Here is a 24,715-nt window from a genome sequence, read left to right as displayed (position 1 = left end):
GGCATGTCACGAGCCGTGGTGGGTCCCTCGATCGTGGCCATGATGGGCCAGTTCGTCGTGCGCCTCCGCCGCTCGGCTGGCCGGCTCGACGTGGACGGTCGCCGACGCCAGCCGGGGGACCGCGTGCACCAGAGCGTGCTCGACCCGGTGCGCGATGCGGTGGGCGTTCTCGACGGACTCGTCCGGCCGGACCGCCACCGCCAGCTCGGCGTGCAGCCGGTGCCCGATCCACCGCATGCGCAGCCGGCCGGAGCCGAGCACCCCGGGCACGTCGGCCGCGGTCCTGGTGGCCAGCGCGACCGAGTGCGGGTCGACCGCGTCCATCAGACGGTGCAGCACGTCACGCGCCGCGTCCTTGGCGACGAACAGGATCATCACCGAGATGAGCAGGCCGATCACCGGGTCCGCGAGTGGCAGGCCGAGCGCGACACCGGCCGCGCCGAGCACGACGGCGAGTGAGGTGAAGCCGTCGGTCCTGGCGTGGATGCCGTCGGCGACCAGAGCAGCCGACCCGATCCGTCTGCCGACCCGGATGCGTAGCCGAGCCACGACCTCGTTGCCCACGAACCCGACCAGGCCGGCCAGCGCGACTGCCCAGAGATGGGTGATCGGCTGTGGGTGCAGCAGCCGATGGATCGCCTGGTAGCCGGCCAGCGCGGCGGAGGCCGCGACCACCAGCACCACGATCACCCCGGCCAGGTCCTCCGAGCGGCCCAGACCGTAGGTGTAGCGGCTGGTCGCCGGACGCCGCCCGAGCAGGAACGCGACCGCGAGCGGCACAGCGGTCAGCGCGTCCGCGATGTTGTGGATCGTGTCGCCGAGCAGCGCGACCGAACCGGTCACCGCGACCACGACGAGCTGCAGTGCGGCGGTCAGCGCGAGCACGCCGAACGACCAGCCGACCGTGCGCAGCCCCAGCGAGCTGGTGCGCAGAGCGTCGTCGACGCGGTCGGCGCTGTCGTGGCTGTGCGCGCCGAGAACGTCCCGGACGCGGGCCCATCGACCGTGCCCATGGCCGTGTCCATGAGAGTGCCCGTGGCCGTGGTGTTCGCTCATACTTGCGATAGTCCGCTGCTCAAGGCCAATATGCAACCATGCGCGCGCACAACGACATGGCAACGGCAAGTGCTGTGCGACAGCCCGATGACGGCAGTGACGGCGAGGTGCTCGCAGTCGCCGCTCAGGTGCTCACACATCTCGCCGACCCCACCAGGCTGAGCTTGATCCGGCTGCTTGCCGGCGGCGAGCAGGATGTCGGTACCTTGACCGCGCAGGTCGCGGCATCCCGGTCGTCGGTCTCCCAGCACCTGGGGCGGCTACGACTGGCCGGCCTGGTGAGTTCGCATCGGGAGGGACGTCGAATGCTCTATCGGGTTACCAGCGGTCACCTGGTGGCACTGGCCGATCAGGCATTCGGGTATGCCGAGCACCTGGTCAGAGCAGTGCCCGACCATCATCGTCACCCTTCCGTGTGAGTCGAGTAACTCATACCTAAGTCAGTCGTTAACATGGGTAAGTACCCTCACACGAGTGGAGCAAGTTGTGCTGCGTTCCTTTGGGGTGGTAGGCGCGCTCGCCGCCGCGGCCCTCGCGCTGGTCATCGGCATCATCGCGTTCAATGCCCACTCCAACGACTCGAAGAACCGGCCGTTCGCCGGTGGTCCGCAGTCCGGTGTGGCCGACCACCCGGTCGCGGTGTCCATGCAGGACCCCCGGGACCCGAACCAGTACCGCTACACCAACGCGCTGCCCGCTGACAACGGCGGCCAGGGCGGCATCTCCGCTCAGCGTGGCGGCAGCGGCCCCGGTGGCGCGGTCACGACGTCCTTCGGTGGAGCATCCGCGCAGGCACCGCAGGCGACTCCGAACCGCAGCTGCGGCGTGGTCTCCGGTCTGCTGGCGACGCTGGGTGGTCTGCTCGGCGGCAGCGGTACCTGCTAACCGGACACATCCGTCAGCCGTGAGTGTTCCGAGTTGCCCCGGCAGCCCGGAACACTCACGGCTTTGGTGTGTCCGGGGCGGATAGGCTGCCGGCTGTGCAGGCCTGCCCGCCGCCCGATCCGAGCATTCAGCCGATCCGGCCGATGCTCGCCGCCGACGGTGCGATGCCGGCCGGGTCGGCGTGGGCGTTCGAGTTCTACTGGGACGGCCTGCGCACGATCGCCTATCTGACGCCCGGACGGGCCCGGTTGCTGAGCGGTTCGGACCGGTCGATCACCGCCGGCTACCCGGACCTGGCCCCTCTCGCGCTGCTCGCCGACCGGCACGGCCCGCTGGTGCTGGACGGGAAGATCGTCGCGCTCGACCGGCTCCAGCGGCCGAGCACCGCGCTGCTGCGGCAGCGGACCGCCGCGTCGAAGCCGTCACCGGCGCTGCTGGGCAAGGTCCCGGTCGCGTTCTATCTGACCGACCTCCTCTACGCCGACGGGCAGTCCACGCTCGACCTGCCGTTCCGCCGTCGCCGCGAGCTGCTGGGGGAGCTGAACCTCGACGGTCTCCCCGCGCAGCTGCCGCCGTTCTTCGTCGACACCGACGGTCAGACGGTGCTGCACGCGGCGCAGCTGCACGGCCTGTCCGGGGTGCTCGCCAAACGGCTCGACTCGCGCTACCAGCCGGGCAGGCGGACCCGGGCGTGGGTGCAGACCCTGCCCCGGCAGAACCAGGACGTCGTGCTGGGCGGCTGGATCCCGAAAGCACACGGCGCCGAACCGGGCGCCCTGCTGGTCGGCGTGCCGGGAGCGTCCGGGCTGCGTTACGCGGGCCGCGTGGGGACCGGGCTCGACCGCTGGGCCCGCGCGGAGCTGAGTGAACGGCTGGCCGGGCTGGGCAGCGCCGACTGCCCGTTCGTCGATCCGCCCGCCGACGTGGTGGACGTGCGCTGGGTGACTCCGGCGCTGGTCGGCGAGGTGTCCTACCGGCGGCGCGGGATCGACGGGCGGCTGCGGAACGCGAGCTGGCTGGGTCTGCTTGCCGACGCGCACCCGGCCAGCGTGAGCGGCCCATGGGTGCTCGGCGAGGCGACGTCCGACGCCGAGGCTCGGTCGGGTGCCGGTGACCTGGCCGCGCTGGACGAGGCGGTCCGGCTGGCGCAGGCCGAGGTGCGGGCGCTGCGGGCCCAGATCTCACCGCACTTCGTCTACAACACGCTCACCACGATCGCCTCCTACATCCGCACCGACCCGAACCGGGCGCGCGAGCTGCTGCATGAGTTCGCCGCCTACACCCGCTACTCGTTCCGGGCCGGCGGTGAGGCGACGACACTCGGCGCCGAGCTCGCAAACGTCGATCGTTACCTCGCGGTCGAGGGCGCCCGGTTCGGTGATCGGCTGCACGTGGTGCGCCGGGTCGACCCCGAGCTGCTCGATGTGCCGCTGCCCTTCCTCGCGGTGCAGCAGCTGGTGGAGAACGCGGTGCGGCACGGCATCGAGGGCACGCCGAGCGGCGGCACGGTGTCCATCACGGCCCAGGCCGGCCGGAAGGGGTGCGTCGTGACGGTCGCCGACGACGTGGGAATGGACCGGGAACGCCTGGCCGACACCGTCGCCGACGTCCGGGAACGGCTGGCCGCCGCACCCGGGCCGCCCGCCGCGCTGGAGGTGCGCACCACCCCAGGGGACGGGACCACGATCACACTGCGACTGCCTCGATAGCGGGGGAGACTGGCCCGGTGACGGAACAGCGCTGGGTGCGGCTCGAAGGTGTGGAGAACGTCAGGGACCTCGGCGGTCTGCCACTGACCGGGGGCGGCCACACGCGGTTCGGGCAGGTGCTGCGCAGCGCGCGGCTGCACGAGCTGACCGAGTCGGACGTCGAGTTCCTGGTCGAGAAGTTCGGCATCCGCACGGTCATCGACCTGCGTTCGCCGAAGGAGGTCGACCGAGACGGACCGACCCCGATGGAACGCGCCGGAGTGCGCACCGAGCACCTGACCGTGCTGCCGACCGGGCAGCGGCCGATCCCGAGGGACGACGAGGACCCGAAGCTGTTCAACTACCGCGGCTACCTCGCGGACCGTCCGGAGAACATGCTGGCCGCCGTGCGGCTGCTCACCGAGCCGGACGCCGGTCCCGCCCTGGTGCACTGCGCGGCGGGCAAGGACCGGACCGGGGTGTTCTGCGCGCTCGTGGAGGACGCCGTCGGGGTGCGCAGGGAAGCGGTCATCGAGGACTACGCGCTGTCCAACGAGGCCCTCGAAGCAGTGCTGCGCCGAGGCGTCGGCACCGAGTACCAGATCGACCCGGCCGACATCGACCTCTACCGCTGCCCGCCCCAGGTCATGACGGCTCTGCTGGCCGACCTGGACCCGGACGGCGCCGCCGAGGGCTGGCTGCTGCGCCACGGCATGCCGTCGGACGAGCTCGCCACCCTGCGGGCGCGTCTGACCGAGTGACGCTCAGCGACTGGCCAGCCAGGCCGCGCTGACCGTGATGGCTTCCTTGAACCGCGCGGAGAGCCGCCCGGTGAGCACCGCCTGGACCGGGCTGTCGTCGGACCTGGTGAACTGGGTGACGCCGTCGCGGCGGCCCAGGCTGATGTTCTGCCACACGTAGCGGATCCGGATCGGCTTCGACCGGTGGCCCGCGTGGGTCCTGGCGATCTCGGCCGCGGCGTACCGGCCCATCGGCAGGCCCGTCTGGCAGGACATCCGAGTCTCCCGGCCATCCGGTGTCGGTGCGGCCGCCGCGTCCCCGACCCCGTACACGTTCCGATGCGACGTCGAGCGCAGCCGGTCGTCCACGAGCAGCCGGCCGCGTCGATCGGTGGCCAGCCCGGCCGCCGTGGCCAGCCCGGATACCGCGAAGCCCGCCGTCCACACGACGACGTCCGAGGGCACCCGCCTCGTGTCGTCGAGCACCACGCCGTCCCCGCCCACCCGCGTGACGCGGCTGTCCCGCAGCACCTCGATGCCCATCCGGTCGAACACCCGGCGCACGTGGCGACGCGCCCGTTCGGAGAGCCACCCGCAGAACTGGCCGGAACAGACCAGCGTGACGCGCAGGTCCGGCCGGGCCTCGGCGATCTCGGTGGCCGTCTCCAGACCGGTGAGACCGCCGCCGACGACCAGGACGGTGCCGTTCGGGTCGAGCGCGGACAGACGCGCCCGCAGCCGTTGCGCACCGTCGAGATCGCCGACGGTGAACGCGTGGGTGCCGACCCCCGGCACATCGTCGACAGCGGTGCCGCTGCCCAACGCGTACACGAGCGTGTCGTAGCGCAGGTCCCGGCCGTCCAACCGCACCTCTCCGGCGCCCGGGTCGATGCCGACGACCGGGGCGACCACGAGACGGACCCCGGTCCCGGCGAGAACGGCGCTCAGCGGCCGGTCGGGTAGCGGCTGCCCGGTGGCCAGCTGGTGCAGTCGGACCCGTTCGACGAACCGATCCGTGCGGTTCACCAGGGTCAGCTCGACGTCGGCGGGCCGCAGCAGCCGGGCCGCGCGGGTGGCTGCGCCCAGACCTGCGTACCCGGCGCCGAGGATGACGATGCGATGGGTCATGAACAGGGAACCGGGGACAGGCTCAAACCGTGACAGCCGGGCGAGTGACGGTGGTCACTCCAGCTGAGCGGTCAGGTACCTGAGCTTGGCGGGATTGAGGACCAGACGGATGCGGCTGACCAGTCCCGCGCTGATCTCGGGAACCAGAACCGCCAGCACCGTGCCGTCCAGCCGGGGCAGCACGGCGGTGCCGCCGTTGATCTCCGCGATCTCGACCGTGACCCGGACGGCCTCCGGCCGGTGCGCTATCCCCAGCAGGTAGCGCAGCACCGCGGGCCTGCCGGTGATCGGGCGACGGGCCGCCGTGGTCGCCCCGCCGCCGTCGGCCCAGGACACCACGTCCTCGGCGAGGAGCTGTTCGAGCGTGGCCACGTCGCCGTGCAGGGCCGCGTCGAAGAACCGCCGCACGAGCGCCTGGTGCCGCTCTGGGTCGTTCTCGAACCGCACCCGCTCGGCGGCCACGTGCTGACGTGCCCGGTGGTGCAGCTGACGGGAATGGTCCTCGGCGATGCCCAGTACGTCGGCGATCTCCCGATGACGGTGCCCGAAGGCGTCGCGCAGCACCAGCACCGCCCGCTCCAGCGGGCTGAGTCGTTCCAGCAGGAGCAGCACGCCCATCGAGACGGACTCGCGCTGCTCGACGGTCTCCAGGGGGCCGAGCGCACCGGTGGCGGTGAGCACCGGCTCGGGCAGCCAGGGTCCGACGTACCGTTCGCGCCGTGCCCGCGCCGAGGTGAGCCGGGTCAGGCACAGGTTGGTGGCGACCTTGGCGAGCCACGCCGAAGGCGCCTGGATCGTCTCGTGGTGCGCGCCGTGCCAGCGCAGATAGACGTCCTGCACGACGTCCTCGGCCTCGGTCGCCGAACCGAGCATCCGGTACGCCAGCCCGAACAGGCGAGTGCGCTGCCCCTCGAACAGGGCGACCTCGGACGCTGGTATTGCCACGGCGGTCGATCATAGGCAGCGTGTGTCGGACAGAGGCTGACGCGCGAAGTTACTGACGAGTATGTCAAGGTGGGTAGCACCACGTCGGGCATCCGCAGGGAGGCGGTCCGGATGGACCTGAGCTACACCGCTGATGAAGAGCGGTTCCGTGACGAGTTGCGCGCCTGGCTGAGCGCGAACATCCCGGAGGAATGGGCCAAGCCCGGGTTCTGGGGGACGCTGCCGGACAACGAGAGCTTCGAGCTGCGCCGGGACTGGGAACGGGAGAAGGCGCTCGCCGGGTTCGCCGGCATCCAGTGGCCCACCGAGTTCGGCGGCCGGGGCGGCACACCGGGCATGAAGGCCATCTACGACGAGGAGATGGTGCTGGCCCGCGCGCCGCAGACGGTCAACCCGCTCGGTCTGACGTTCCTCGCGCCCACGGTCATGGCGATCGGCACCGATGAGCAGCGTAAGGAGATCATCGGGCCGATGCTGCGCAACGAGGTCATCTGGTGCCAGGGCTTCTCCGAGCCCGGCGCAGGCTCCGACCTCGCGGCACTGACCACGAAGGGTGTCCGCGACGGCGACGACTTCGTGATCAACGGTCAGAAGGTGTGGACGACCAACGCCGTGCACGGCGACAAGATCTTCACGATGGTGCGCACCGAGCCCGGCTCGGAGAAGCACCGAGGCATCTCGATGCTGCTGATCGACATGAACCAGCCGGGCGTCGAGGCCCGACCGCTCAAGCAGATGAGCGGGGCCAGCGAGTTCGGCGAGGTGTTCTTCACCGACGCGCGGGTGCCGGCGAGTGCGTGCCTCGGCGAGATCGGCGACGGCTGGCGCACCGCGATGCTGTTGCTGTCCTTCGAGCGCGGCGCGTCCGGGATGTCGCAGTACACCGAGTTCCGCCGCCAGTACGACGAGATCGTCGAGGTGGCGCGCACGCTCGGGCGCGACCAGGACCCGGTGCTCCGGTCGAAGCTGGCCAGGGTCCTCACTGAGCTGGAGTGCCTGCGCTACCACGCGATGCACGTCCTGACGCAGGTCGAGCAGGGCCGTGACCTGGGCTTCGAGGCGTCGATGACCAAGTTGCAGTGGTCCGAGACGTTCCAGGACCTGTGGGAGGTCTTCGATGACGTGCTCGGGCCGGACGCGACCGTGGGCGAGCCGGTCCCCGGTCTCGACCTGTCCGCGATGCACGCGCAGGCGATGTGGTCCCGCTCGGTCACCATCTGGGGCGGGTCCTCGCAGGTGCAGCGTTCGATCGTGGCCGAGCGTGTGCTCGGTCTTCCCAGGTAAGGGGGCCTCGACATGTTCTTTGCACTGACCGATGACCAGCGCGACTTCGGTGCGGCGGTCCGGGACTTCCTGTCCGGCAAGTTTGACCTCGAGGCGGTGCGCGCGGTCGTCGAGGACCCCGACGGCGACGGCAACCCCGCTGTGCTGTGGAAGGCGATGGGAGAGCAGGGCTGGCTCGCCGCGCTCGTGCCCGAGGAGCACGACGGGCTGGGTCTCGGCCTGGTCGATGCACAGGTGATCGCCCGTGAGCTGGGCGCCGGGGTCGCGCCGGGGCCGTGGCGGGGCACCGTGCTCGCCGCCGAGGCGATCCGGCTGGCGGGTTCGGCGAGCCAGCAGAAGCAGTGGCTGCCTCGGTTCGCCGCCGGTGAGGCCGTCGGAGCGCTCGCGCTGCGTGGTTCCGCCGAGGAGGGCTGGCCTGCCGTCGAGTACGCCGACGTTGCCGACGCGCTCGTGGTCGCCGACTCGTTCGGGCTGCGATTGCTTCGCCAGGACGAGGTGACCACCCGCAGGCTCGCCAGCTTCGACGGAACCTCCCGGCTGTCGACGGTCACCCTGGCCGACGGTGTCGGCGAGCCGCTGCCCGGCGCCACGTCCGAGGTGCGTGACGAGCTGGCCGCGCGGGCGGCGGTGCTGGTGGCGGCGGACCTGGTCGGGATCGCACGCGAGGCGTTGACCCGGACCGTGGACTACGACCGGGAGCGCAAGCAGTTCGGTGTGCCGGTGGGTTCGTTCCAGGCGATCAAGCACACCATGGCGGACCTGCACGTGGGCGTCACGATGGCCGAGCACGCGGTGCTCTACGCGGCGAACGCGCTGGACACCGGTTCGGCGGCCGACGATGCGGTGGCGCTCGCTGTCGCGGTGGCGAAGTCGAAGGCGAGTGACACCGCGCAGCTGGTGACCGGCGCGATGATCCAGTACCACGGCGGCATCGGCTACACCTGGGAACACGAGGCGCACTTCTACTACAAGCGCGCCAAGCGTCTGTCCGGTGCCTACGGCACGGCCGACGCCCACCGCGAACGCCTGGCCCAGCTCACGATCGGCTGACTTCCCTCGTGAGTGTTGAGTATGGCCATAGCCATACTCAACACTCACGAGGTCCTGGTTCTCGGTGTGCGGGGTGCCGGCCGCCGCCGCGGGTAAAGAGTTACCGGTTGGCTTCGGGGGCTGCTTAGTCTCGAGTGGTTGTGCGTGACCACGTCGGGGGGCCCAGTACCGCGAGCGGTGTCGGCTCGCGGGGCTTCCGGCGGTTGACGGCCGTCTGGTCCACCTCGATGGTCGGCGACGGTGTCCGGATCGCCGCGCTGCCGCTCTTCGCCGCGGTGAGTACCCGCGATCCGCTGGCCGTGTCCGCCGTCGCGGTCGCCGAGGTGCTGCCCTGGCTGCTGGTCGCCCTGCCGGCGGGTGCACTAGTCGACCGGTGGCAGCCGCGCTGGGTGCTGGTGGCCGCGCACGGGCTGCGCGCTGTCGTGACGCTGCTGCTCGCCGGTGCCGTGGCGACCGGTGTCGCGGGCGTGTGGGTGCTGGTCGTGGCGGCGTTCGTCGTGACGGCCGCCGAGACGTTCGCCGACCCGGCCGCGCAACGGTTGTTGGTGCAGCTCGCCGGACCCGATGACCTGGAGAAGGGCAACGGGCACTTCGTCAGCATCGAGACAGCCGCGCTGGACGTCGCCGGACCGCTGATCGCGGGCGCTCTGTTCCTGTGGCAGCCGGCCGTGTGTTTCGCGCTCGACGGGCTGTCGTTCCTGGTGGCGGGCCTCGTCGCGGCGGGGTTGCCGCGTTCACCCCGGACCTGGTCGCCGGTCAGCGGCCTCGGCGGCGAGGTCCGCGACGGCGTTCGCTACCTGTTCCGGCAGCGCGGTCTGCGGATCCTGGTGACGGCGGTGCTGTGCGCGGCGGTGGCGGTCGCGGCCGCGAACGCGGTGATGGCGCTGTACGCCGTCGAGGTGCTCGGCATCGCTCCCGCCGCCGTGCCGACCCTGTGGGTGGCGATGGGCGTCGGCACACTCGTCGCCGCGCGCATGGTGCCCGGGCCGGCGGCGCGATTCGGGGACGGACCGGTGATGGTGGCGTCGATGGCGGTGCTCGCCGCCGGGTTCCTGCTGCTCGGCGCCGTGTCCTGGTCTCCCATCGGCTGGCTCGCCTACGTGCTGGTCGGGCTGGGCTCCGGTGGCTGGAACGTCCTGTCCGCGACCCGCCGCCAACGGCTCACCTCGGCACCGATGCTGGGCCGCGTCACCAACGGCTACCGGGTTCTGACCTGGGGGCTCATGCCGATCGGCGCCGGGCTCGCCGGCCCGGTGGCCGAGCTGACCAGCCCGTCGGTCGTCTACCTGTTCGCCGGCGGGCTGCTCGCCGTGAGTCTGCTGCTGCTCGCCCGGCCCCTGATCCGAACCGGCGTCCGTCCGGCGTCGGAAGTCGAGCACGGGAAGGAGGCAGCCACATGATGGGCACCCGCGTCACCTGATAATCCGTCTCCGACCCATGCCCCGTGGATCATGGTCGAACGTCATGATCCGCGGGGCATGGCCTAGAGTCCTTCGGCGTGAACGCCGCTGAACTGGTCGGGCTGCTGGCGGAGCCGGAGCGGCTCCGGGTGGTCGCCGCGCTGGCGCTCGGCGCGCGGACCCCCGACGAGATCCTCGAGGCGTCCGGCCTGCCCGCCAAGGACGTGGCGAGCGCGCTGCGGCGGCTGCATTCCGGCGGGCTGGTCGAGGACGCGCCGGACGGCTACCTGCTGCGCAGCGAGCTGTTCAAGCAGGTCGCCAGGGACGCGACCGCGCCGCCGGTCGTCGAGAAGCTCGGCTACGCCGATCCGAAGGTCGAGCAGCTGGTCCGCACGTTCGTGCGGGACGGCAGGCTCGTCGGCCTGCCAGGGCAGCGCGGCAGGCGGCGGACCGTCCTCGAGCACCTGGTGACGTCGTTCGAGCCGGGCGTGCACTACTCCGAACGCGAGGTGGACACGGTCCTGCGGGCCTGGTCGGAAGGCGGCCCGGTCGACTACGTGACCTTGCGCCGCTACCTGGTCGACGAGAGCCTGCTCGACCGCGACGGCGGCGAGTACTGGCGCTCCGGCGGCTGGATCGACGTCTAGGAGCCCGACCGGCGCCGGGGACGCGTCGACGGCGTCGCCGACAGCGGGTCCTCCGGCCAGTCGTGCTTCGGGTAGCGACCGCGTAGCTCGGCGCGGACCTGTGGATATCCACCGGTCCAGAAGGACGTGAGGTCCGAGGTGACGGCGGCCGGGCGCCCGGCGGGGGACAGCAGGTGCAGCAGCACCGGCAAGCGGCCACCGGCGACCGTCGGGCTCGCCGTCCAGCCGAACACCTCCTGGACCTTCACCGCGAGCACCGGCTGGTCACCCGAGTAGTCCAGCGCGATGCGGGATCCGGTTGGAACCTGGAGCCGCTCCGGTGCCAGCTCGTCCAGCTCGGCGGCCTGTCTCCAGTCGAGCACCGAGCGCAGCACGGTGCCGGCATCGATCCGGGCCAGGTCGGCCCTGGAGCGAGCGGAGCCGAACGGGCCGCTCCACCAGCGGTCCGGGTCGGCGAGCAACGCGTCGTCGGTGACGTCCGGCCAGGACTCACCGAACACCCGGTGCAGGGTGGTGAGCCGGTCGCGCAGTCGTCGCGCGGTATCGGTCCAGCGCAGCAGACCGGTTCCTTCGAGCCTCAGACCGTCCAGCAGCGCGGCCCGCAGCGCCGCGCCGTCGGGGTTCGCCAGCCGCTTCTGGGCCAGCACGATCGCGCCCAGCTTCCGGACGTGCCGCGCGACGACGTCGCCGCCGTCCCACCGCACCTCGTCGCCTTCGGTGAGCAGCGCGGGCGCCGCCAGCTCGGCGAGCTCACGGTCGGCGACGGCGGCCAGCCGTGCCCGTGCGTTCTCCGCTCCCGGGGTCCGATCCGCGACCGCCACCGCGAGCCACTCCGCCGACGCGAGCGGACTGCCGGCCGGCAGCTCCACCCCGGTCCCGCCCGCCATGAGGAACACCCCACCCCCACCCGCACGCCGCCGGGCCAGCCGCTCCGGATACGCCAGCCCCACCACCAAGGCCCCGCTCCCACCACCATCCCGCGGCACATTCGTGCCATGGGGGGAGCGGAGTTGGTTGGTGAGGCGGGTGGTGGCCTTGCGCCAGAGTGGTGCGGCCGGGGCTGTGCCCGCGCGCAGGCGGGACAGCTCCACGTCGATCTCGGCGCCCTTGGCCAGGGTGTCGTCGTCCAGCAACGCCACCACCTCGGCGGCGGCCCTGGCACCGACCAGTTCCGCGCCGTCCAGCAGCGCGCGGGCGAGCCTCGGATGCAGCCCGAGGCCGGCCATGCGCTTGCCGCGATCGGTGGCGGCACCCCGTTCGTCGATCGCGCCGAGCGCCCGCAGTACCTGCTGGCCGGCGCGCAGCGGACCGTCCGGCGGGGCGTCCCACCAGCGCAGACCGCTGCCGTCCGGGGTGCCCCAGCAGGCGAGGTCCAGCGCGAGCCGGGTCAGGTCGGCGGCGCGGATCTCCGGTTCCGGATACCGCGCGAGCAGCTCGCTCTCCGGCCAGCAGCGGTACACCCGCCCGGGCGCCTCCCGGCCGGCACGCCCGGCTCGCTGGTCGGCGACCGCGTTCGACACCCGGACGGTCACCAGGCCGGCCAGCCCACGTCGATGATCGACCCTCGGTGTCCTGGCCAGCCCGGCATCCACCACGGCACGCACCCCGGGCACCGTCAGGCTCGACTCGGCGACGGCGGTGGCGAGCACGACCCGGCGCCGAGGTCCCGGTCGCAGCGCCGTGTCCTGCTCGTCGCGCGGCAGCCGCCCGTGCAGCGGCAGGACGTCGGCGTCCAGCCCGGACAACGCGGCGGCGGTGCGTCGAATCTCCGCGACACCCGGCAGGAACGCGAGCACGTCACCGTCACCGTCGGCCAGCGCGGTCCGCACGGTGCGGGCCACGCAGGCCTCGATCTTCTCGCCGCGCAGCGGAGGCTGGTACGCCGTGGTGACCGGGAAGGTGCGCGCGTCGACCTCCAGCACCGGGGCGTCACCCAGGATCGCGGCCAGCCTGCCGGTCGCCACGGTCGCGGAGGTGGCCAGCAGCCGCAGGTCGGGGCGCAGGCCCGCGCGGGCGTCGAGCAGCAGCGCCAGCAGCAGGTCCGCGTCGAGGTGCCGCTCGTGGCACTCGTCCAGCAGGACGGCACCCACGCCGGTCAGCTCCGGATCGGCGGCCAACCTGCGCAGCAACAGCCCCGACGTCACGACCTCGACCTGGGTGCGCGCGGAGACCTTCGAGTCGCCACGCACCGAGTAGCCGACGCTCTGCCCGACCGGTTCGCCGAGCAACGCCGCCATCCGCGCGGCGGCGGCCCGCGCCGCCAACCGGCGCGGCTCGGCGACCAGCACCCGACCGTTGTTCTCCGCGCCGAGCGCGAGCGGCACGAGCGTCGTCTTACCGGTCCCGGGAGGCGCCACCAGCACCGCCGTCCCGTGCGCGGCGAGCGTCCCGGTCACAGCGTCCAGCGCCTCCCGAACGGGGAGCTCAGGAAGCGTCGTCGGCAGTCGCACTGAGGCCAAGTTTCATGATCATCACCGTCTGGCGGCTGATTTTCGGCCCCGAAACAGCCATCACGCGGTGGTGATCTTGGTGCGCGGACTGCCGCACCTGTGCGGGGTGCGGTCGCTGTGTGTTGGAGGGAGTCACTGGGTGTAGCCGGCGTGGACGTAGTCCCAGTCGGCTAGGCCCTTCGCGCCGAAGTTCGCCAGGGTCGAGCGGACCGCGAACGCGCCGGTCTGCGGGTAGAGCGGCAGGTCGTGGACCTCCTCCCAGATGACCCGGTCGATCTCGTTGCCGATCTCGATCCGCTTCGCATCGTCCAGCTCGGCGAACCCCTTGGCGAACAGCGGACCGATCCTCGGGTCGTACACCCGGCCGAAGTTGTTGCCGATGTCGGTGCCCGTGGGCTCCTGGAAGACGTTGAGGCTGTTGGAGAACGGCGCCGAGTTCTGCACCCACTGGAACGTCGTCAGGTCAAAGTTGCCCACGTTGACGTAGCTGGGGAAGAACTGGTTCAGCGGGACGGCGTTCAGGACGACCTGCACCCCGATCTGCGCGAGCTGGTCCAGAACGATCTTGCCGACCTGCTCGGCGATCGGGTTGCCGCTGGAGATCAGCATCGTGAGCTGAAGCGGCTGGCCGTCCTTCGCACGGACGGCGGTCGGCGACGGTCGGACCCAGCCCAACGCGTCCAGTTGCCGGCCGGCGGCGGCCTGGTCGAAGTGCTGCGGTCCCGAGTTGTCCCGATACCCCGTGGAGCCGATCGGATAGATGTGGTTACCCATCGGGGTCAGCATCGGGACGATCGGGCCGATGATCCGCTGGGCGATCGCGCGGGTGTCGATCCCCCTGGCGACCGCCTGACGCAGGCGCACGTCCGCGAGTCGCGCGTTCGGCGCGCCGTTGAACGTGATGTGCAGGTACTGCTTCGGCGTCGCCTGCCGGACCTCGGCGCCGGGAATCGTGCGCGCCCGCTGGTACAGGTCGACGTCCGAGCCGATCTCGTAGATGTCGATCTCGTTGTTCGCCAGCCGGTCGGCGAACGCCTGGCGGGCGGTGGCGGTGAAGATGACCCGGTCCAGCCGGGGTTTGTCACCCCACCAGCGCTCGTTGCGGACCAGCGTGATGGTCTTCGCCACCTGGTCGACGGCGCCGACCTTGAATGCGCCCGCCGTCTCCTTCGGCGCCGCGAGCCAGCCGGTGTTGAAGGCCGAGGGATCGGAGTTGGTCTCCTCGGGGTAGAGCGCATAGAACAGGCCCTGCCACTCCGAGTACGGACGGGCGAAGGTGACCAGCACGTCCTTGTCGGTCTCGCCGCGTTCGACCTTCGCGACCTGGTCGTAGCCGGACTTGTCGGCGACCAGATACGCCGGATCGTGCGCGTTGTTGGCGCTGACCTGAGCAGCGAAGTCGCGCCAGTCGATCGGCCGACCGCTCGACCACACCGCCTTGTCGTTGACGTGATAGCGCACGACCTGCGGCGACGTGGAGATCACCTCGGCGGACGTCACGTAGTCGGTGTTCAACGCCACGCCGCCGTCCGGCGCGTCCTTGAACGCCTGCGGCATCAGCGCGGACGCGACCTGTCGGCCCTCGTCGTCGTGACCGTCGATCTGGTTCCAGTTGTAGTTGTTCGGCAGATAGTCGACCGCGATGCGCAGGTCACCGCCGTCGCGCAGGGTCGCGGGGTCCTTCGGGTTGATGTCCTGCGTGCCGTGGCTCGGCGTGCTGAGCCGGTCACCGCCGCTGCCCCCGCAGGCGGTCAGGACCAGGGACGCGGCGACCAGCGCGACGACGAGCCGAACTCTCACTTCAGGAACCCCGCATCGATGTAGTTGCGATCGGCGAGCCCGAACGTGCCGAAGTTGGCCAGGTTGCCGCGCACCGCGACCGCGCCCGGACGGGTGTAGATCATGACACTGTGGGCCTGCTGCCACACGAGCTTGTCGATCCGGTTGCCGATCTCCGCTCGTTTCGTGTCGTCGAGCTGGGTGATGCCTTGGTCGTACAGCGCATCGATCTCCGGCGTGCCGATGCGCCCGTAGTTCTCCCGGACGTTGTCGCCGATCGGGCTGCCGTAGATGTTCACCGAGCTGCTCAGCGGGCTCGAGGTCGTACCCCAACCGAAGAACGCCAGGTCGAAGTTGCCGGTCGTGATGTTCGGGAACAGCTCCGCGACGCCGAGCTGGTGCAGCTCGACCGTGACGCCGATCTGGGCGAGCTGGTTCTGGATCGCCTTGGCGATGTCCTGGTTGGTGGGGGACTCTCCGAACACCAGCCGCAGCGTCAGCTGCTTGCCGTCCTTCTGCCTGCCGGCCCCTGCCCGGACCCAGCCGAGCGAGTCGAGGGTCTGCTCCGCCTTCGCCCGATCGAATGGCAGCTCACCGGCGTGGTCCTGGTAGTACTTGGACCCCGGGTTGTACAGGTGGTTGCCGTTGGGCTTGGCGTCCGGCTCGATCTGGCCGATCATCTGCTTGGTGATCGCCGTGCGGTCGATGCCCTGCACGACAGCCTGACGCAGCGGCAGATCGGAGAGCAGCGCCCCGCCGGCACCGTTCATCGTGACCTGGTAGCTGTACTGGGACGGGGCGTCACGGACGACGGCACCGGGTGTGGTCTGAGCGCGGCGCAGCAGGTTGAGATCGGCGCCGATCTCGTAGTAGTCGAGCTCGTTGTTGGCCAGCGCATCGGCCTGTGCGCTCTGCTCGTACTGGGTGAAGATGATCCGGTCCAGTTTCGCCGGGGTGCCCCACCACTTCGGGTCCCGTTTCAGCGTGACGGTCTTGCGGGTCTGGTCGATCGAGTCGATCGTGAACGGCCCCGCTGTGACCGGCAGTGTGGACTTCCACGCCGTGTTGAACGCCTCGGGGGTCGAGGTGAGCGAGGACGGTGCGAACGGGCTGAATAGGCCCTGCCACTCGGCGAACGGCTTGCCGAACGTGACGACGGCCTGTTTGTCGTCGACGCCTCGGGTCACCGAGGTGATGTCCTGGTAGCCGACGGTGCCCGAGACCAGGTAGGCGGGGTTGCTGCCGTTCAGTGACTTCCAGTAGGACTCGAAGTCACGCCAACTGAACGGTGTGCCGTCGCTCCAGGTGGCCTTCGGGTTGATCGTGTAGGTCACCACCTGCGGTGCCGTGGAGGTCAGTACGGCCGAGGTCAGGTAGTCGTGGTTCAGCACCACGCCGCCGTCCGGCATCGTGGTGAACTGATAAGGCAGCGTCGCCTCGGTGATGGCGAGGATGTCGCTGTTGGTGCCGTCGACCTGGTTGTAGTTGTAGTTGTTCGGGAAGATGTCGATCGGCAGCCGCAGCGTGCCGCCGTCCCGGATCTGGTCGCGCGGGTGCGGGTTGATGTCGATCGGGTGGACCGTCCGGTCCTGGACCGCCGACCCGCCGCCGCAGGCCGTCAAGGCCAGCGCGCTGACGGCGAGCAGCACGATCAGCCGCGCCCTCACTTCAGAAACCCCGCGTCGATGTAGTTGCGGTTGGCGAGCCCGAAGGCCCCGAAGTTGGCGACGTTGCTCCGGATCGCGACGGCGCCGGGCCGGGCGTAGAGCATGACGCTGTGCGCCTGCTGCCAGATCAGGCGATCGGCGTTGTTGCCGAGCTGCGCCCGCTTGGCGTCGTCCAGCTCGGAGATGCCCTGCGTGAACTGCGCGTCGATCTCTGGTGTGCCGACCCGTCCGTAGTTCTCCTGGACGAGGTTGCCGATCGGGCTGCCGTAGATGTTGAACGAGTTGCTCAGCGGGCTGCCGTTGTAGCTCCAGGCGAAGAACGCCATGTCGAAGTTGCCGGTCGTGATGTTGGGGAACAGCTCGGTGACCGGTAGCTGGTGCAGCTCGACGGTTACCCCGATCTTCGCCAGCTGATTCTGGATCGCCTTGCCGACGTCGACGTTCGTGACCGCCTCGCCGAACACGAGGCGAAGCGTCAGCTGCTTGCCGTCCTTCTGCCTGACCGCGCCGTTGCGGACCCAGCCGAGCGAGTCGAGTACCTGCTCGGCATGCGCCGGGTCATAGGGGAGCGCCCCGGCGTTGTCCTGGTAGTCCTTGGTGCCCGGCATGTAGAGATGGTTGCCGTCCGGTTTCGCGTCGGGCTCGATCTGGCCGATCATCTGCGTGGTCACCGCGGCGCGGTCGATGCCCTGGGCGATCGCCTGGCGCAGTCTCGCGTCGGACAGCAACGCGCCGCCACCGCCGTTCAGCGTGACCTGGTAGCGGTATCCGGAGGGAGCGTCACGGACCACTGCCCCCGGTGTGGTCTGTGCTCTGCGGAGCAGGTTGAGGTCGCTGCCGATGTCGAAGGCGTCCAGCTCGTTGTTCGCCAGCGCATCGGGCAGGGCGCTGCGGTCGTACTGGGAGAAGATGATCCGATCCAGCTTCGCCGGCGTGCCCCACCACTTCGGGTCCCGCTTCAACGTGATCGTCTTGCGGGTCTGGTCGATCGACTCGATGGTGAACGGCCCCGCGCTCACCGGCATGCTGGTCTTCCACGCGGTGTTGAAGGCGACCGGCGTCGAGGTGACCGACGCGGGCATGAACGGGCTGAACAGGTTCTTCCACTCGGCGAAGGGCTTGCCGAACGTCACGACCGCCTGTTTGTCATCCACTCCCCGCGCGACCGAGGTGATGTCCTGGTATCCGGTCGTCCCCGAGGTCAGATAGGCCGGATCGCGCCCGTTCTGCGATTTCCAGTACGCCTCGAAGTCCCGCCAGCTGATCGGCGTGCCGTCGTTCCAGGTGGCCTTCGGGTTGATCGTGTAGGTGACGACCTGCGGCGAGGTCGAGGTGACCTCCCCTGACGTGAGCAGGTCCCGGTTGATCACGTCGGTGCCGTCGGGGGCCAGGGTGAACGGCCACGGCAGCAACGCCTCGGACAGGTTCGAGATGTCGCTGTTGGTGCCGTCGATCTGGTTGTAGTTGTAGTTGTTCGGGAAGATGTCCAGCGGCAGCCGCAGCGTGCCGCCGTCCCGGACGTCGTCGCGGGGGTGCGGGTTGACGTCGATCTGCTGAGTGGTCTTGGTCAGCGTCGACGTCCCGCCGCCACAGGCAGCCAACGCGACCGCGCTGACCGCGAGCAGCACGGCCAACCGCGCCCTCACTTGACGAACCCGGCGTTGACGAAGTCGATGTCCGCGAAGCCCGGCGCCCCGAAGTTGGCGAGTGTGGAGCGGACCGCGTAGGCGCCGGTTCCGGGATAGAGCGGCAGGTGATGGACCTCCTGCCAGATCAGTTTGTCGACCTTGTTTCCAATGTCGGCCCGCTTGGTCTCGTCGAGCTCACGGATGCCTTGTTCGAACAGTGCGGTGATCTCTGGACTGAAGATGCGACCGTAGTTCTGCTGCACCGCATCGCCGAGTGGCTCGGCGTAGAGCCCCCGGCTGCTGCTGAACGGGGTGGAGGTGCTTTGCCAACCGAACCCGATCAGGTCGAAATCACCGGAGTGGATCGCGTCGTTCTTCTGCGGGCTACTCAGTCTGATCGAAGTCGTGCCTACTCCGATCTGGCTGAGTTGATCGGCCACGGTGCGATCGATCAAATCGCCGATCGGGTTCGCCGCGTCTCCGACCTGTCGCAGTTGAAGCGGGCGACCGTTCTTGACACGGATCGCGGTTGGCGCCGGCCGGGTCCAACCGAGCGCATCGAGCTCGCGATTGGCCGCGGCCTGATCGAAGGCCACCACACCCGAGTTGTCCTGGTAGTGAGCCGCGCCGTACGCGTAAATGTGGTTGTCCAGGGTGAACGCCTGGGGCACGATCTGGCCGATCAGCCGACGCGCGATCTCATGGCGATCGATTCCCCTGGCGATAGCCTGCCGCAGCTGCACATCGGACAGGATCGCCCCGGGCGCTCCGTTGAACGTGATCTGGTTGTAGAGCCGCTCAGGCGATTCGCGGATCACAGCGCCGGGTGTGGTCTGCGCGCGGCGCATCAAGTCGACGCTCGATCCAATCGGATAGAAGTCCAACTCGTTGTTGGCCATCGCGTCGGCGAGTGCGGAGCGGTCAACGACTTTGAAGATGATGCGATCCAGTTTGGCGGGCGTGCCCCACCAGCGTTCGTTCCTGCTCAGGGTGAGTGTCTGGGCTGTTTGATCGAATGCGGTGACCTTGAATGGTCCCGCTGTTGCCTGGAACTTCTTGACCCAGCTGCTGTTGAAGGCAACCGGGTCGGAATTGGTTGTCACCGGGTACAACAAACTGAACAGCGCCTGCCATTCGGAGAACACTCGGGCAAAGGTCACGACAGCCTGCTTGTCGTCCCTGCCCCTGGCTACCGATGAGATGTCTTCGTAGCCCGTCTTGCTGGCGATGAGGAAGGCCGGGTTGCTCCCGTTGAGAGCTTTCCACTGTGCTTCGAAGTCACGCCAGGTGATGGGGGTGCCGTCACTCCAAACAGCCTTCGGGTTGATCGTGTAGGTGACGACTTGCGGTGACGTTGAGGTCAGCTCCGCAGAGGTCAGGTAATCCGGATTGAGGCGGAACCCACCGTCCTGTGTGCTCGGAAAAAGGTTCGGCATGAGCGCGGTCTCGACGAGGAACCCTTCGACATCGGCGCCGTCGAAGTGGTTGTAGTTGAAGTTGCTCGGCAGGTAGTCCAGCGGGAACCGCAGATCGCCGCCATCGCGAACCTGGTCACGGGGCTTCGCGTTGATGTCGCTGTGCCCGGCGCCCTGCCCCGCGCTGCTCAGCTGGCCGCCGGAGCTGCCGCCGCACGCGGCGAGGAAGAGCGAAGCGGCGAGCAGGCTGCCGCCCTGTAAGGCTCGGCGTCGGTTGATCACTTGAGGTACCCCGCGTTGATGTAGTCGACGTCGGCGAAGCCGGGCGCGCCGAAGTTGGCCAGGTTGGAGCGCACCGCGTAGGTCCCGGTGCTCGGATACAGGGGCAGGTGGTGGACCTCGGCCCAGATCAGCCGGTCGATGCGGTTGGCGATCGACGCTCGTTTGCCGTCGTCCAGCTCCGCGAGGCCCTGGCTGTACAGGGCGTCGATCTCGGGGCTGTAGATGCGGCCGTAGTTCTGTTGCACGTTGCGGCCGTCGGGTTTCGCGTACAGGCCGCGGCTGCTGCTGAACGGGGTGCTGCCGTTCTGCCAGGCGAACGTGGTGAGGTCGAAGTCGCCTGCCCGGTACTGGTTCGACAGCTGGGTGAGCGGGACCTGCCGGATGTACACGTCGACGCCGATCTGGCGCAGCTGGGTGCGGACGAGCTCGTTGATCTGTTCGCTGACCGGGTCCGGCGTGCCCTCGACGAGCTGGAGCCGCAGGGGTCTGCCGTTCTTGATGCGGATGGCGTTCGGGGCGTTCTGCACCCAGCCGAGCGCGTCCAGTTCCTGACCGGCGGCGACCGTGTTGAACGGCAGGACGTCGGAGTTGTCGCGGTAGCGCCTCGAACCGAACGCGTAGATGTGGTTGCCGTCGGCCTGCGGGTTCGGCACGATCTGGCCGACCAGCTGGGTGGCGATGGCGACCCTGTCGATGCCCTTGGCGATGGCCTGGCGCAGCGCCTGGTCGGCCATGACGCTGCCGGGGGAGCCGTTGAACGTGATCTGGTTGTACTCGCGGTCCGGTGACTGCCGGATCGTGATGCCGGGCAGCGACTGAGCGCGTTTGAGCAGGTCGACGCTGGACCCGATCTTGTAGAAGTCGATCTGGTTGGCGGCCAGCGCGTCCGGCAGGGCACCCCGGTCGAGCACCCGGAAGATGATCCGGTTCAGCTTTGCCGGTGCGCCCCACCAGTTGTCGCTGCGCTTCAGGGTGATCGTCTTGGTTGCCGGGTTGATCGAGTCCAGCTGGAACGGGCCCGCTGTGTAGGGCATCCGGTTGATCCAGCCGGAGTTGAACAGCGCCGGATCGGAGTTGGCCGCCGCCGGGTACAGCGGGCTGAACAGTCCCTTCCACTCCGCGTAGGTGCGGGAGAAGGTGACGATGACCTGCTTGTTGTCGGTCCCGGGCTGGACCGAGGCGATGTCTCGGTATCCGGTCTGGCCTGCCGCCTGGTAGGCCGGGTCGCTGCCGTTCAGCGCGCGCCACTGCGCGTCGAAGTCGTGCCAGGTGATCGGGGTCCCGTTGCTCCAGACGGCCTTCGGGTTGATCCAGTAGGTGACCGTCTGCGGTGTGGTGGACGTGACGCTCGCCGAGGTGAGGTAGTCCGGGTTGATCCGGGTGCCGCCGCTCGCGGTGCCGGAGAACAGTGTCGGCAGCACAGCACGGACGACGCTCGCGGTCTGTTCGGTGGCGCCGCTGAACTGCAGGTAGTTGAAGTTGTCCGGCATCCTGTCCAGCGGCCAGCGCAGGTCACCGCCGTCACGCACCTCGTCGCGCGGTTTGACGCCGATGTCGCTGACCCCCGCCCCGGCTCCGGCTCCCGACGGTGGCGGGAGTCTGTGACTGCCCGAGCAGCCGGCCAGCGCGAGCAGCGCCGCGACCGCAACGACAATCAGGCGGGCGTTCACACAACCTCCTTGACCCGCGCGTGATGGCAGGCGACTTCATGATCGGACTCGACATCGGGCGGGGCGGCGCGAGGGGGTTGCTCGTCGATGCACAACTGCTGGGCCAGGGGGCCCAGCGTGGTGAAGAGGGGACAGCGGGTGCGGAACCGGCAGCCCGACGGGGGATCGGCGGGGCTCGGCAGGTCGCCGCGCAGCAGGATCCGTTCGCGGCCACGTTCCACGGCGGGGTCCGGGATCGGGATCGCGGACAGCAGTGCCTGCGTGTACGGGTGGTACGGCGAGCGGAACACCGAGTCGACCGATCCGATCTCGATGATCTTGCCGAGGTACATCACGGCGACCCGGTCCGCGAGATGACGCACGACGGACAGGTCGTGCGCGACGAAGAGGTAAGCCAGCCCCAGGCGGTGTTTCAGCTCGTCGAGCAGGTTGATCACCCCGGCCTGGATCGACACGTCCAGCGCGGACACCGGCTCGTCGAGGACCAGCACCTTCGGTTCCAGCGCGAGCGCGCGGGCGATGCCGATGCGTTGACGCTGACCGCCGGAGAACTCGGCTGGGTAGCGCTCCGCATGCTCGGGACGCAGTCCGACCAGCCGCAACAGCTCGCGCACGCGCTCGGTCCGACGCTGCGTGGGCACCCCGTGCACCTGCATCGGCTCGGCGATCACGTCGCCGATCGGCAGGCGGGGGTCGAGCGAGGCCATCGGGTCCTGGAAGACGACCTGCAGGTCCCGCCGGATCGCGTGCTTCTCGGCGCGGCCCAGGCCGGTGACGTCGCGGCCGAGCACCTCGATGCTGCCTTCGGTCGGCTTCCCCAAGCCGAGGATCTCCATCAGCGTGGACGTCTTGCCGCAGCCGGACTCGCCGACCAGCGCGAGCACCTCACCGGTCCGCAGCTCGAACGACACGCCGTCCACCGCGCGGACCGTGCCCACCTGGCGGCGGAACACGGTGCCCTTGGTGAGCGGATAGTGCCTGGCCAGGTCGGTCACCTTGAGCACGAGGTCGTCATTACGGGGCGTGACGTCGGCTGCGACCTCCGGGGACACCCCGAACAGCTCGGCCGCGTCCGGCTCCGACTCGACCAGCTCACCCGCCCGCCAGCACGCGGTGCCGTGCCCGTTGCCCTCGAGAGCGGGTTCCTCCTCGCGGCACTGGTCGACGGCCAGCGGGCAGCGCGGCACGAACGGACAACCCGGTTCGAGATCGACCATCGACGGCGGCTGGCCCTCGATCGGCACCAGCGGTTCGCGCCGGTCGGCGTCCAGGCGGGGCAGCGAGCCGAGCAGCCCCAGCGTGTAGGGCATGCGCGGCGCACTGAAGATGTCGTCGACCGGCGCCGTCTCCACGACCCGCCCGGCGTACATCACCTGCACCCGGTCGGCGACGCCGGCCACGACACCCAGGTCGTGGGTGATCAGCAGCAGCCCCGCGCCGGTCAGCTCCCGCGCGGTGCGCAGCACGTCGAGCACCTGGGCCTGCACCGTCACGTCCAACGCGGTGGTCGGCTCGTCGGCGATGATCAGGTCGGGGTTGTTGGCGATCGCGATGGCGATCACCACGCGCTGGCGCATGCCGCCGGAGAACTCGTGTGGGAACGCCTTCGCGCGGTCCGCAGCGCGCGGGATACCGACGACGTCGAGCAGCTCGACGGCCCGTTGCGCCGCGGCCTTCTTCGACATCGCACCCTGGCTGTGCACGAGCAACGCCTCGGCGACCTGGTCGCCGACGGTGAAGATCGGGGTGAGCGCGGACAGCGGATCCTGGAACACCATCGAGATCCGCTTACCCCGGATGCGCGACATGGCGACGTCCGAGCGGCCCAGCAGCTCCTCGCCCCGGAACCGGATGGAACCGGCGACCTCGGCCTGCGGCGGCAGAAGACCCATGGTGGCCAGCGCGGACACCGACTTGCCCGACCCGGACTCGCCGACGATGCCGAGCACCTCGCCGGCCCCGACGGTGAAGTTCACCCCTCGGACCGCGCGCACCTCGCCGGCCTCGCTGGGGAACGACACCCGCAGGTCGCTGACCTGGAGGATCGGTTCGCTCATCGGGCGGCCCGCTTCGTGCGCCGGGCCCTGGTCGACGTCGGGTCCAACGCGTCGCGCACCGCGTCGCCGAGGAAGTTCACCGCGAGCACCGTCACGATCAGCAGCCCGGCGGGGAAGCTGAACAGCCAGGTGAACGTGAGCGCCGAGTCCGTGCCGGACGCGATCAACGTGCCCAGCGACACGTCCGGCGGCTGGATGCCGAAGCCGAAGAAGCTCAACGAGGTCTCCGCGAGGATCGCCACACCGACACCGACGGTCATGTCGATGATCAACAACGATGCCATGTTCGGGATGATGTGCCTGGCGATGATCCGCCACGCCGGCATCCCCATGAACTTCGCCGCCAGCACGTACTCGCGTTCGCGCAGCGTCAACGTCATGCCCCGCACGATCCGCGACATGATCATCCAGCCGAACGCGGACAGCAGCAGCACCAGCAGCAGCCACGACTTGCCCCGGAACGCGGGGCTCAGGATCGCCACGATGAGGAACGACGGCAGCACCAGCAGCAGGTCGACGACCCACATCGTGACGCGGTCGGTGACGCCGCCGAAGTACCCGGCGATCGTGCCGACCACCGACGCGACCGCCGTGGAGATGACCGCGACCAGCAGACCGATGAGCAGCGACTTCTGCAGCCCGCGCATGCACTGCGCGAACAGGTCCTCGCCGAGCTTCGTGGTGCCGAACCAGTGCTGCGGCGACGGCAGCGTCAGCAGCGCGTTGTCGTCCTGCATGCGGTAGTCGTAGGGGTAGAACAGCGGCACGATGAACGCGCCGAGGAACAGCAGCGCGAGCACGATCGCGCCCGCCATGCCCAGCCGGCTGCGCGACAGGCGGCGCAGGACCAGCCGGCCGCGGGTCGCCGAGGTCGCCCCGAGCGTCTCGTCCGGTGCGACGCCGTCGCCGGTCAGCTCGGTGGCGGAGGTTCCAGCGGTACTCAT

At 69.8% G+C, this 24,715-nt stretch carries 19 protein-coding genes; 8 read left to right on the top strand and 11 right to left on the bottom strand.

Annotated elements, in window-relative coordinates; all coding sequences use genetic code 11:
• Nucleotides 1-6 precede the first annotated feature (6 nt).
• Nucleotides 7-1,056, bottom strand: coding sequence for a cation diffusion facilitator family transporter (locus G406_RS0135645; RefSeq protein WP_028937531.1), 1,050 nt, complete (start codon nucleotides 1,054-1,056; stop codon nucleotides 7-9).
• Nucleotides 1,057-1,094: 38 nt separating this feature from the next.
• Here G406_RS0135645 and G406_RS0135640 point away from each other — a divergent pair, with 38 nt between their 5' ends.
• The 4 genes from G406_RS0135640 (at nucleotide 1,095) to G406_RS0135625 (ending at nucleotide 4,390) form a co-directional block, all read left to right on the top strand.
• Nucleotides 1,095-1,475, top strand: coding sequence for an ArsR/SmtB family transcription factor (locus G406_RS0135640; protein ID WP_028937530.1), 381 nt, complete (start codon nucleotides 1,095-1,097; stop codon nucleotides 1,473-1,475).
• A 55-nt stretch (nucleotides 1,476-1,530) separates the two neighbouring features.
• Complete coding sequence (locus G406_RS0135635) at nucleotides 1,531-1,941, top strand: hypothetical protein (protein WP_156935328.1); 411 nt, start codon at nucleotides 1,531-1,533, stop codon at nucleotides 1,939-1,941.
• Nucleotides 1,942-2,009: 68 nt separating this feature from the next.
• The gene (locus tag G406_RS54880) at nucleotides 2,010-3,650 is read left to right on the top strand and encodes a histidine kinase (protein WP_211241369.1); all 1,641 of its coding nucleotides are present in this window, start codon (nucleotides 2,010-2,012) and stop codon (nucleotides 3,648-3,650) included.
• A 17-nt stretch (nucleotides 3,651-3,667) separates the two neighbouring features.
• Nucleotides 3,668-4,390, top strand: coding sequence for a tyrosine-protein phosphatase (locus G406_RS0135625; RefSeq protein WP_037080256.1), 723 nt, complete (start codon nucleotides 3,668-3,670; stop codon nucleotides 4,388-4,390).
• Between the two features lie 3 nt (nucleotides 4,391-4,393).
• On the opposite strand, the gene G406_RS51970 is transcribed toward G406_RS0135625, so the two are convergent.
• Both G406_RS51970 and G406_RS0135615 read right to left on the bottom strand, forming a co-directional pair.
• Entirely contained in the window at nucleotides 4,394-5,497 is a 1,104-nt protein-coding gene (locus G406_RS51970) for an NAD(P)/FAD-dependent oxidoreductase (protein ID WP_037080253.1), read from the bottom strand.
• Nucleotides 5,498-5,551: 54 nt separating this feature from the next.
• Nucleotides 5,552-6,442, bottom strand: coding sequence for an RNA polymerase sigma-70 factor (locus G406_RS0135615; RefSeq protein WP_028937527.1), 891 nt, complete (start codon nucleotides 6,440-6,442; stop codon nucleotides 5,552-5,554).
• Between the two features lie 69 nt (nucleotides 6,443-6,511).
• Here G406_RS0135615 and G406_RS0135610 point away from each other — a divergent pair, with 69 nt between their 5' ends.
• From G406_RS0135610 to G406_RS0135595, 4 genes are all read left to right on the top strand, one after another.
• Entirely contained in the window at nucleotides 6,512-7,726 is a 1,215-nt protein-coding gene (locus tag G406_RS0135610) for an acyl-CoA dehydrogenase family protein (protein WP_245607330.1), read from the top strand.
• A 12-nt stretch (nucleotides 7,727-7,738) separates the two neighbouring features.
• Nucleotides 7,739-8,776: an acyl-CoA dehydrogenase family protein gene (locus tag G406_RS0135605; RefSeq protein ID WP_028937525.1), complete on the top strand. Its 1,038-nt coding sequence runs from the start codon at nucleotides 7,739-7,741 to the stop codon at nucleotides 8,774-8,776.
• Between the two features lie 140 nt (nucleotides 8,777-8,916).
• Entirely contained in the window at nucleotides 8,917-10,176 is a 1,260-nt protein-coding gene (locus tag G406_RS51965; RefSeq protein ID WP_037080250.1) for an MFS transporter, read from the top strand.
• A gap of 98 nt (nucleotides 10,177-10,274) precedes the next feature.
• Nucleotides 10,275-10,823, top strand: a complete 549-nt coding sequence (locus G406_RS0135595; RefSeq protein ID WP_028937524.1) for a DUF2087 domain-containing protein — start codon at nucleotides 10,275-10,277, stop codon at nucleotides 10,821-10,823.
• Here the strand turns inward: G406_RS0135595 and hrpB are convergent.
• The 8 genes from hrpB to G406_RS0135555 all read right to left on the bottom strand — a co-directional run bounded on the left by hrpB (nucleotide 10,820) and on the right by G406_RS0135555 (nucleotide 24,715).
• Entirely contained in the window at nucleotides 10,820-13,273 is a 2,454-nt protein-coding gene (gene hrpB / locus G406_RS0135590) for an ATP-dependent helicase HrpB (RefSeq protein WP_211241368.1), read from the bottom strand. The genes G406_RS0135595 and hrpB overlap by 4 nt on opposite strands.
• Nucleotides 13,274-13,405: 132 nt before the next feature.
• Nucleotides 13,406-15,073, bottom strand: a complete 1,668-nt coding sequence (locus tag G406_RS0135585) for an ABC transporter family substrate-binding protein (protein ID WP_028937522.1) — start codon at nucleotides 15,071-15,073, stop codon at nucleotides 13,406-13,408.
• Entirely contained in the window at nucleotides 15,070-16,719 is a 1,650-nt protein-coding gene (locus tag G406_RS0135580; RefSeq protein ID WP_028937521.1) for an ABC transporter family substrate-binding protein, read from the bottom strand. Before G406_RS0135580 ends, G406_RS0135585 begins: the two co-directional genes overlap by 4 nt.
• Complete coding sequence (locus tag G406_RS0135575; protein WP_028937520.1) at nucleotides 16,716-18,365, bottom strand: ABC transporter family substrate-binding protein; 1,650 nt, start codon at nucleotides 18,363-18,365, stop codon at nucleotides 16,716-16,718. The genes G406_RS0135580 and G406_RS0135575 overlap by 4 nt, the downstream gene beginning before the upstream one ends.
• The gene (locus tag G406_RS0135570) at nucleotides 18,362-20,044 is read right to left on the bottom strand and encodes an ABC transporter family substrate-binding protein (protein ID WP_051343131.1); all 1,683 of its coding nucleotides are present in this window, start codon (nucleotides 20,042-20,044) and stop codon (nucleotides 18,362-18,364) included. The genes G406_RS0135575 and G406_RS0135570 overlap by 4 nt, the downstream gene beginning before the upstream one ends.
• Entirely contained in the window at nucleotides 20,041-21,714 is a 1,674-nt protein-coding gene (locus G406_RS0135565) for an ABC transporter family substrate-binding protein (RefSeq protein WP_037080247.1), read from the bottom strand. Before G406_RS0135565 ends, G406_RS0135570 begins: the two co-directional genes overlap by 4 nt.
• A complete protein-coding gene (locus G406_RS51960) occupies nucleotides 21,711-23,771 on the bottom strand; it encodes an ABC transporter ATP-binding protein (protein ID WP_037080244.1) in 2,061 nt (686 codons plus the stop codon). The genes G406_RS0135565 and G406_RS51960 overlap by 4 nt, the downstream gene beginning before the upstream one ends.
• The gene (locus tag G406_RS0135555; RefSeq protein ID WP_028937517.1) at nucleotides 23,768-24,715 is read right to left on the bottom strand and encodes an ABC transporter permease; all 948 of its coding nucleotides are present in this window, start codon (nucleotides 24,713-24,715) and stop codon (nucleotides 23,768-23,770) included. Before G406_RS0135555 ends, G406_RS51960 begins: the two co-directional genes overlap by 4 nt.

It is taken from the genome of Actinospineispora spinosispora DSM 44797 (assembly GCF_000429025.1).
GTDB classification, from domain to species: domain Bacteria; phylum Actinomycetota; class Actinomycetes; order Mycobacteriales; family Pseudonocardiaceae; genus Pseudonocardia; species Pseudonocardia spinosispora.
The sequence above is the reverse complement of the archived record's forward strand: the minus strand, read 5'-3'. Positions and strand labels throughout refer to the sequence as shown.

What these genes read in the sequence shown, in the direction of transcription:
- G406_RS0135645 (WP_028937531.1), bottom strand. Translation starts at nt 1,056, where the DNA reads ATGAGCGAACACCACGGCCACGGGCACTCTCATGGACACGGCCATGGG.
- G406_RS51960 (WP_037080244.1), bottom strand. Translation starts at nt 23,771, where the DNA reads ATGAGCGAACCGATCCTCCAGGTCAGCGACCTGCGGGTGTCGTTCCCC.
- G406_RS0135640 (WP_028937530.1), top strand. Translation starts at nt 1,095, where the DNA reads ATGCGCGCGCACAACGACATGGCAACGGCAAGTGCTGTGCGACAGCCC.
- G406_RS51970 (WP_037080253.1), bottom strand. Translation starts at nt 5,497, where the DNA reads ATGACCCATCGCATCGTCATCCTCGGCGCCGGGTACGCAGGTCTGGGC.
- G406_RS0135555 (WP_028937517.1), bottom strand. Translation starts at nt 24,715, where the DNA reads ATGAGTACCGCTGGAACCTCCGCCACCGAGCTGACCGGCGACGGCGTC.
- G406_RS0135605 (WP_028937525.1), top strand. Translation starts at nt 7,739, where the DNA reads ATGTTCTTTGCACTGACCGATGACCAGCGCGACTTCGGTGCGGCGGTC.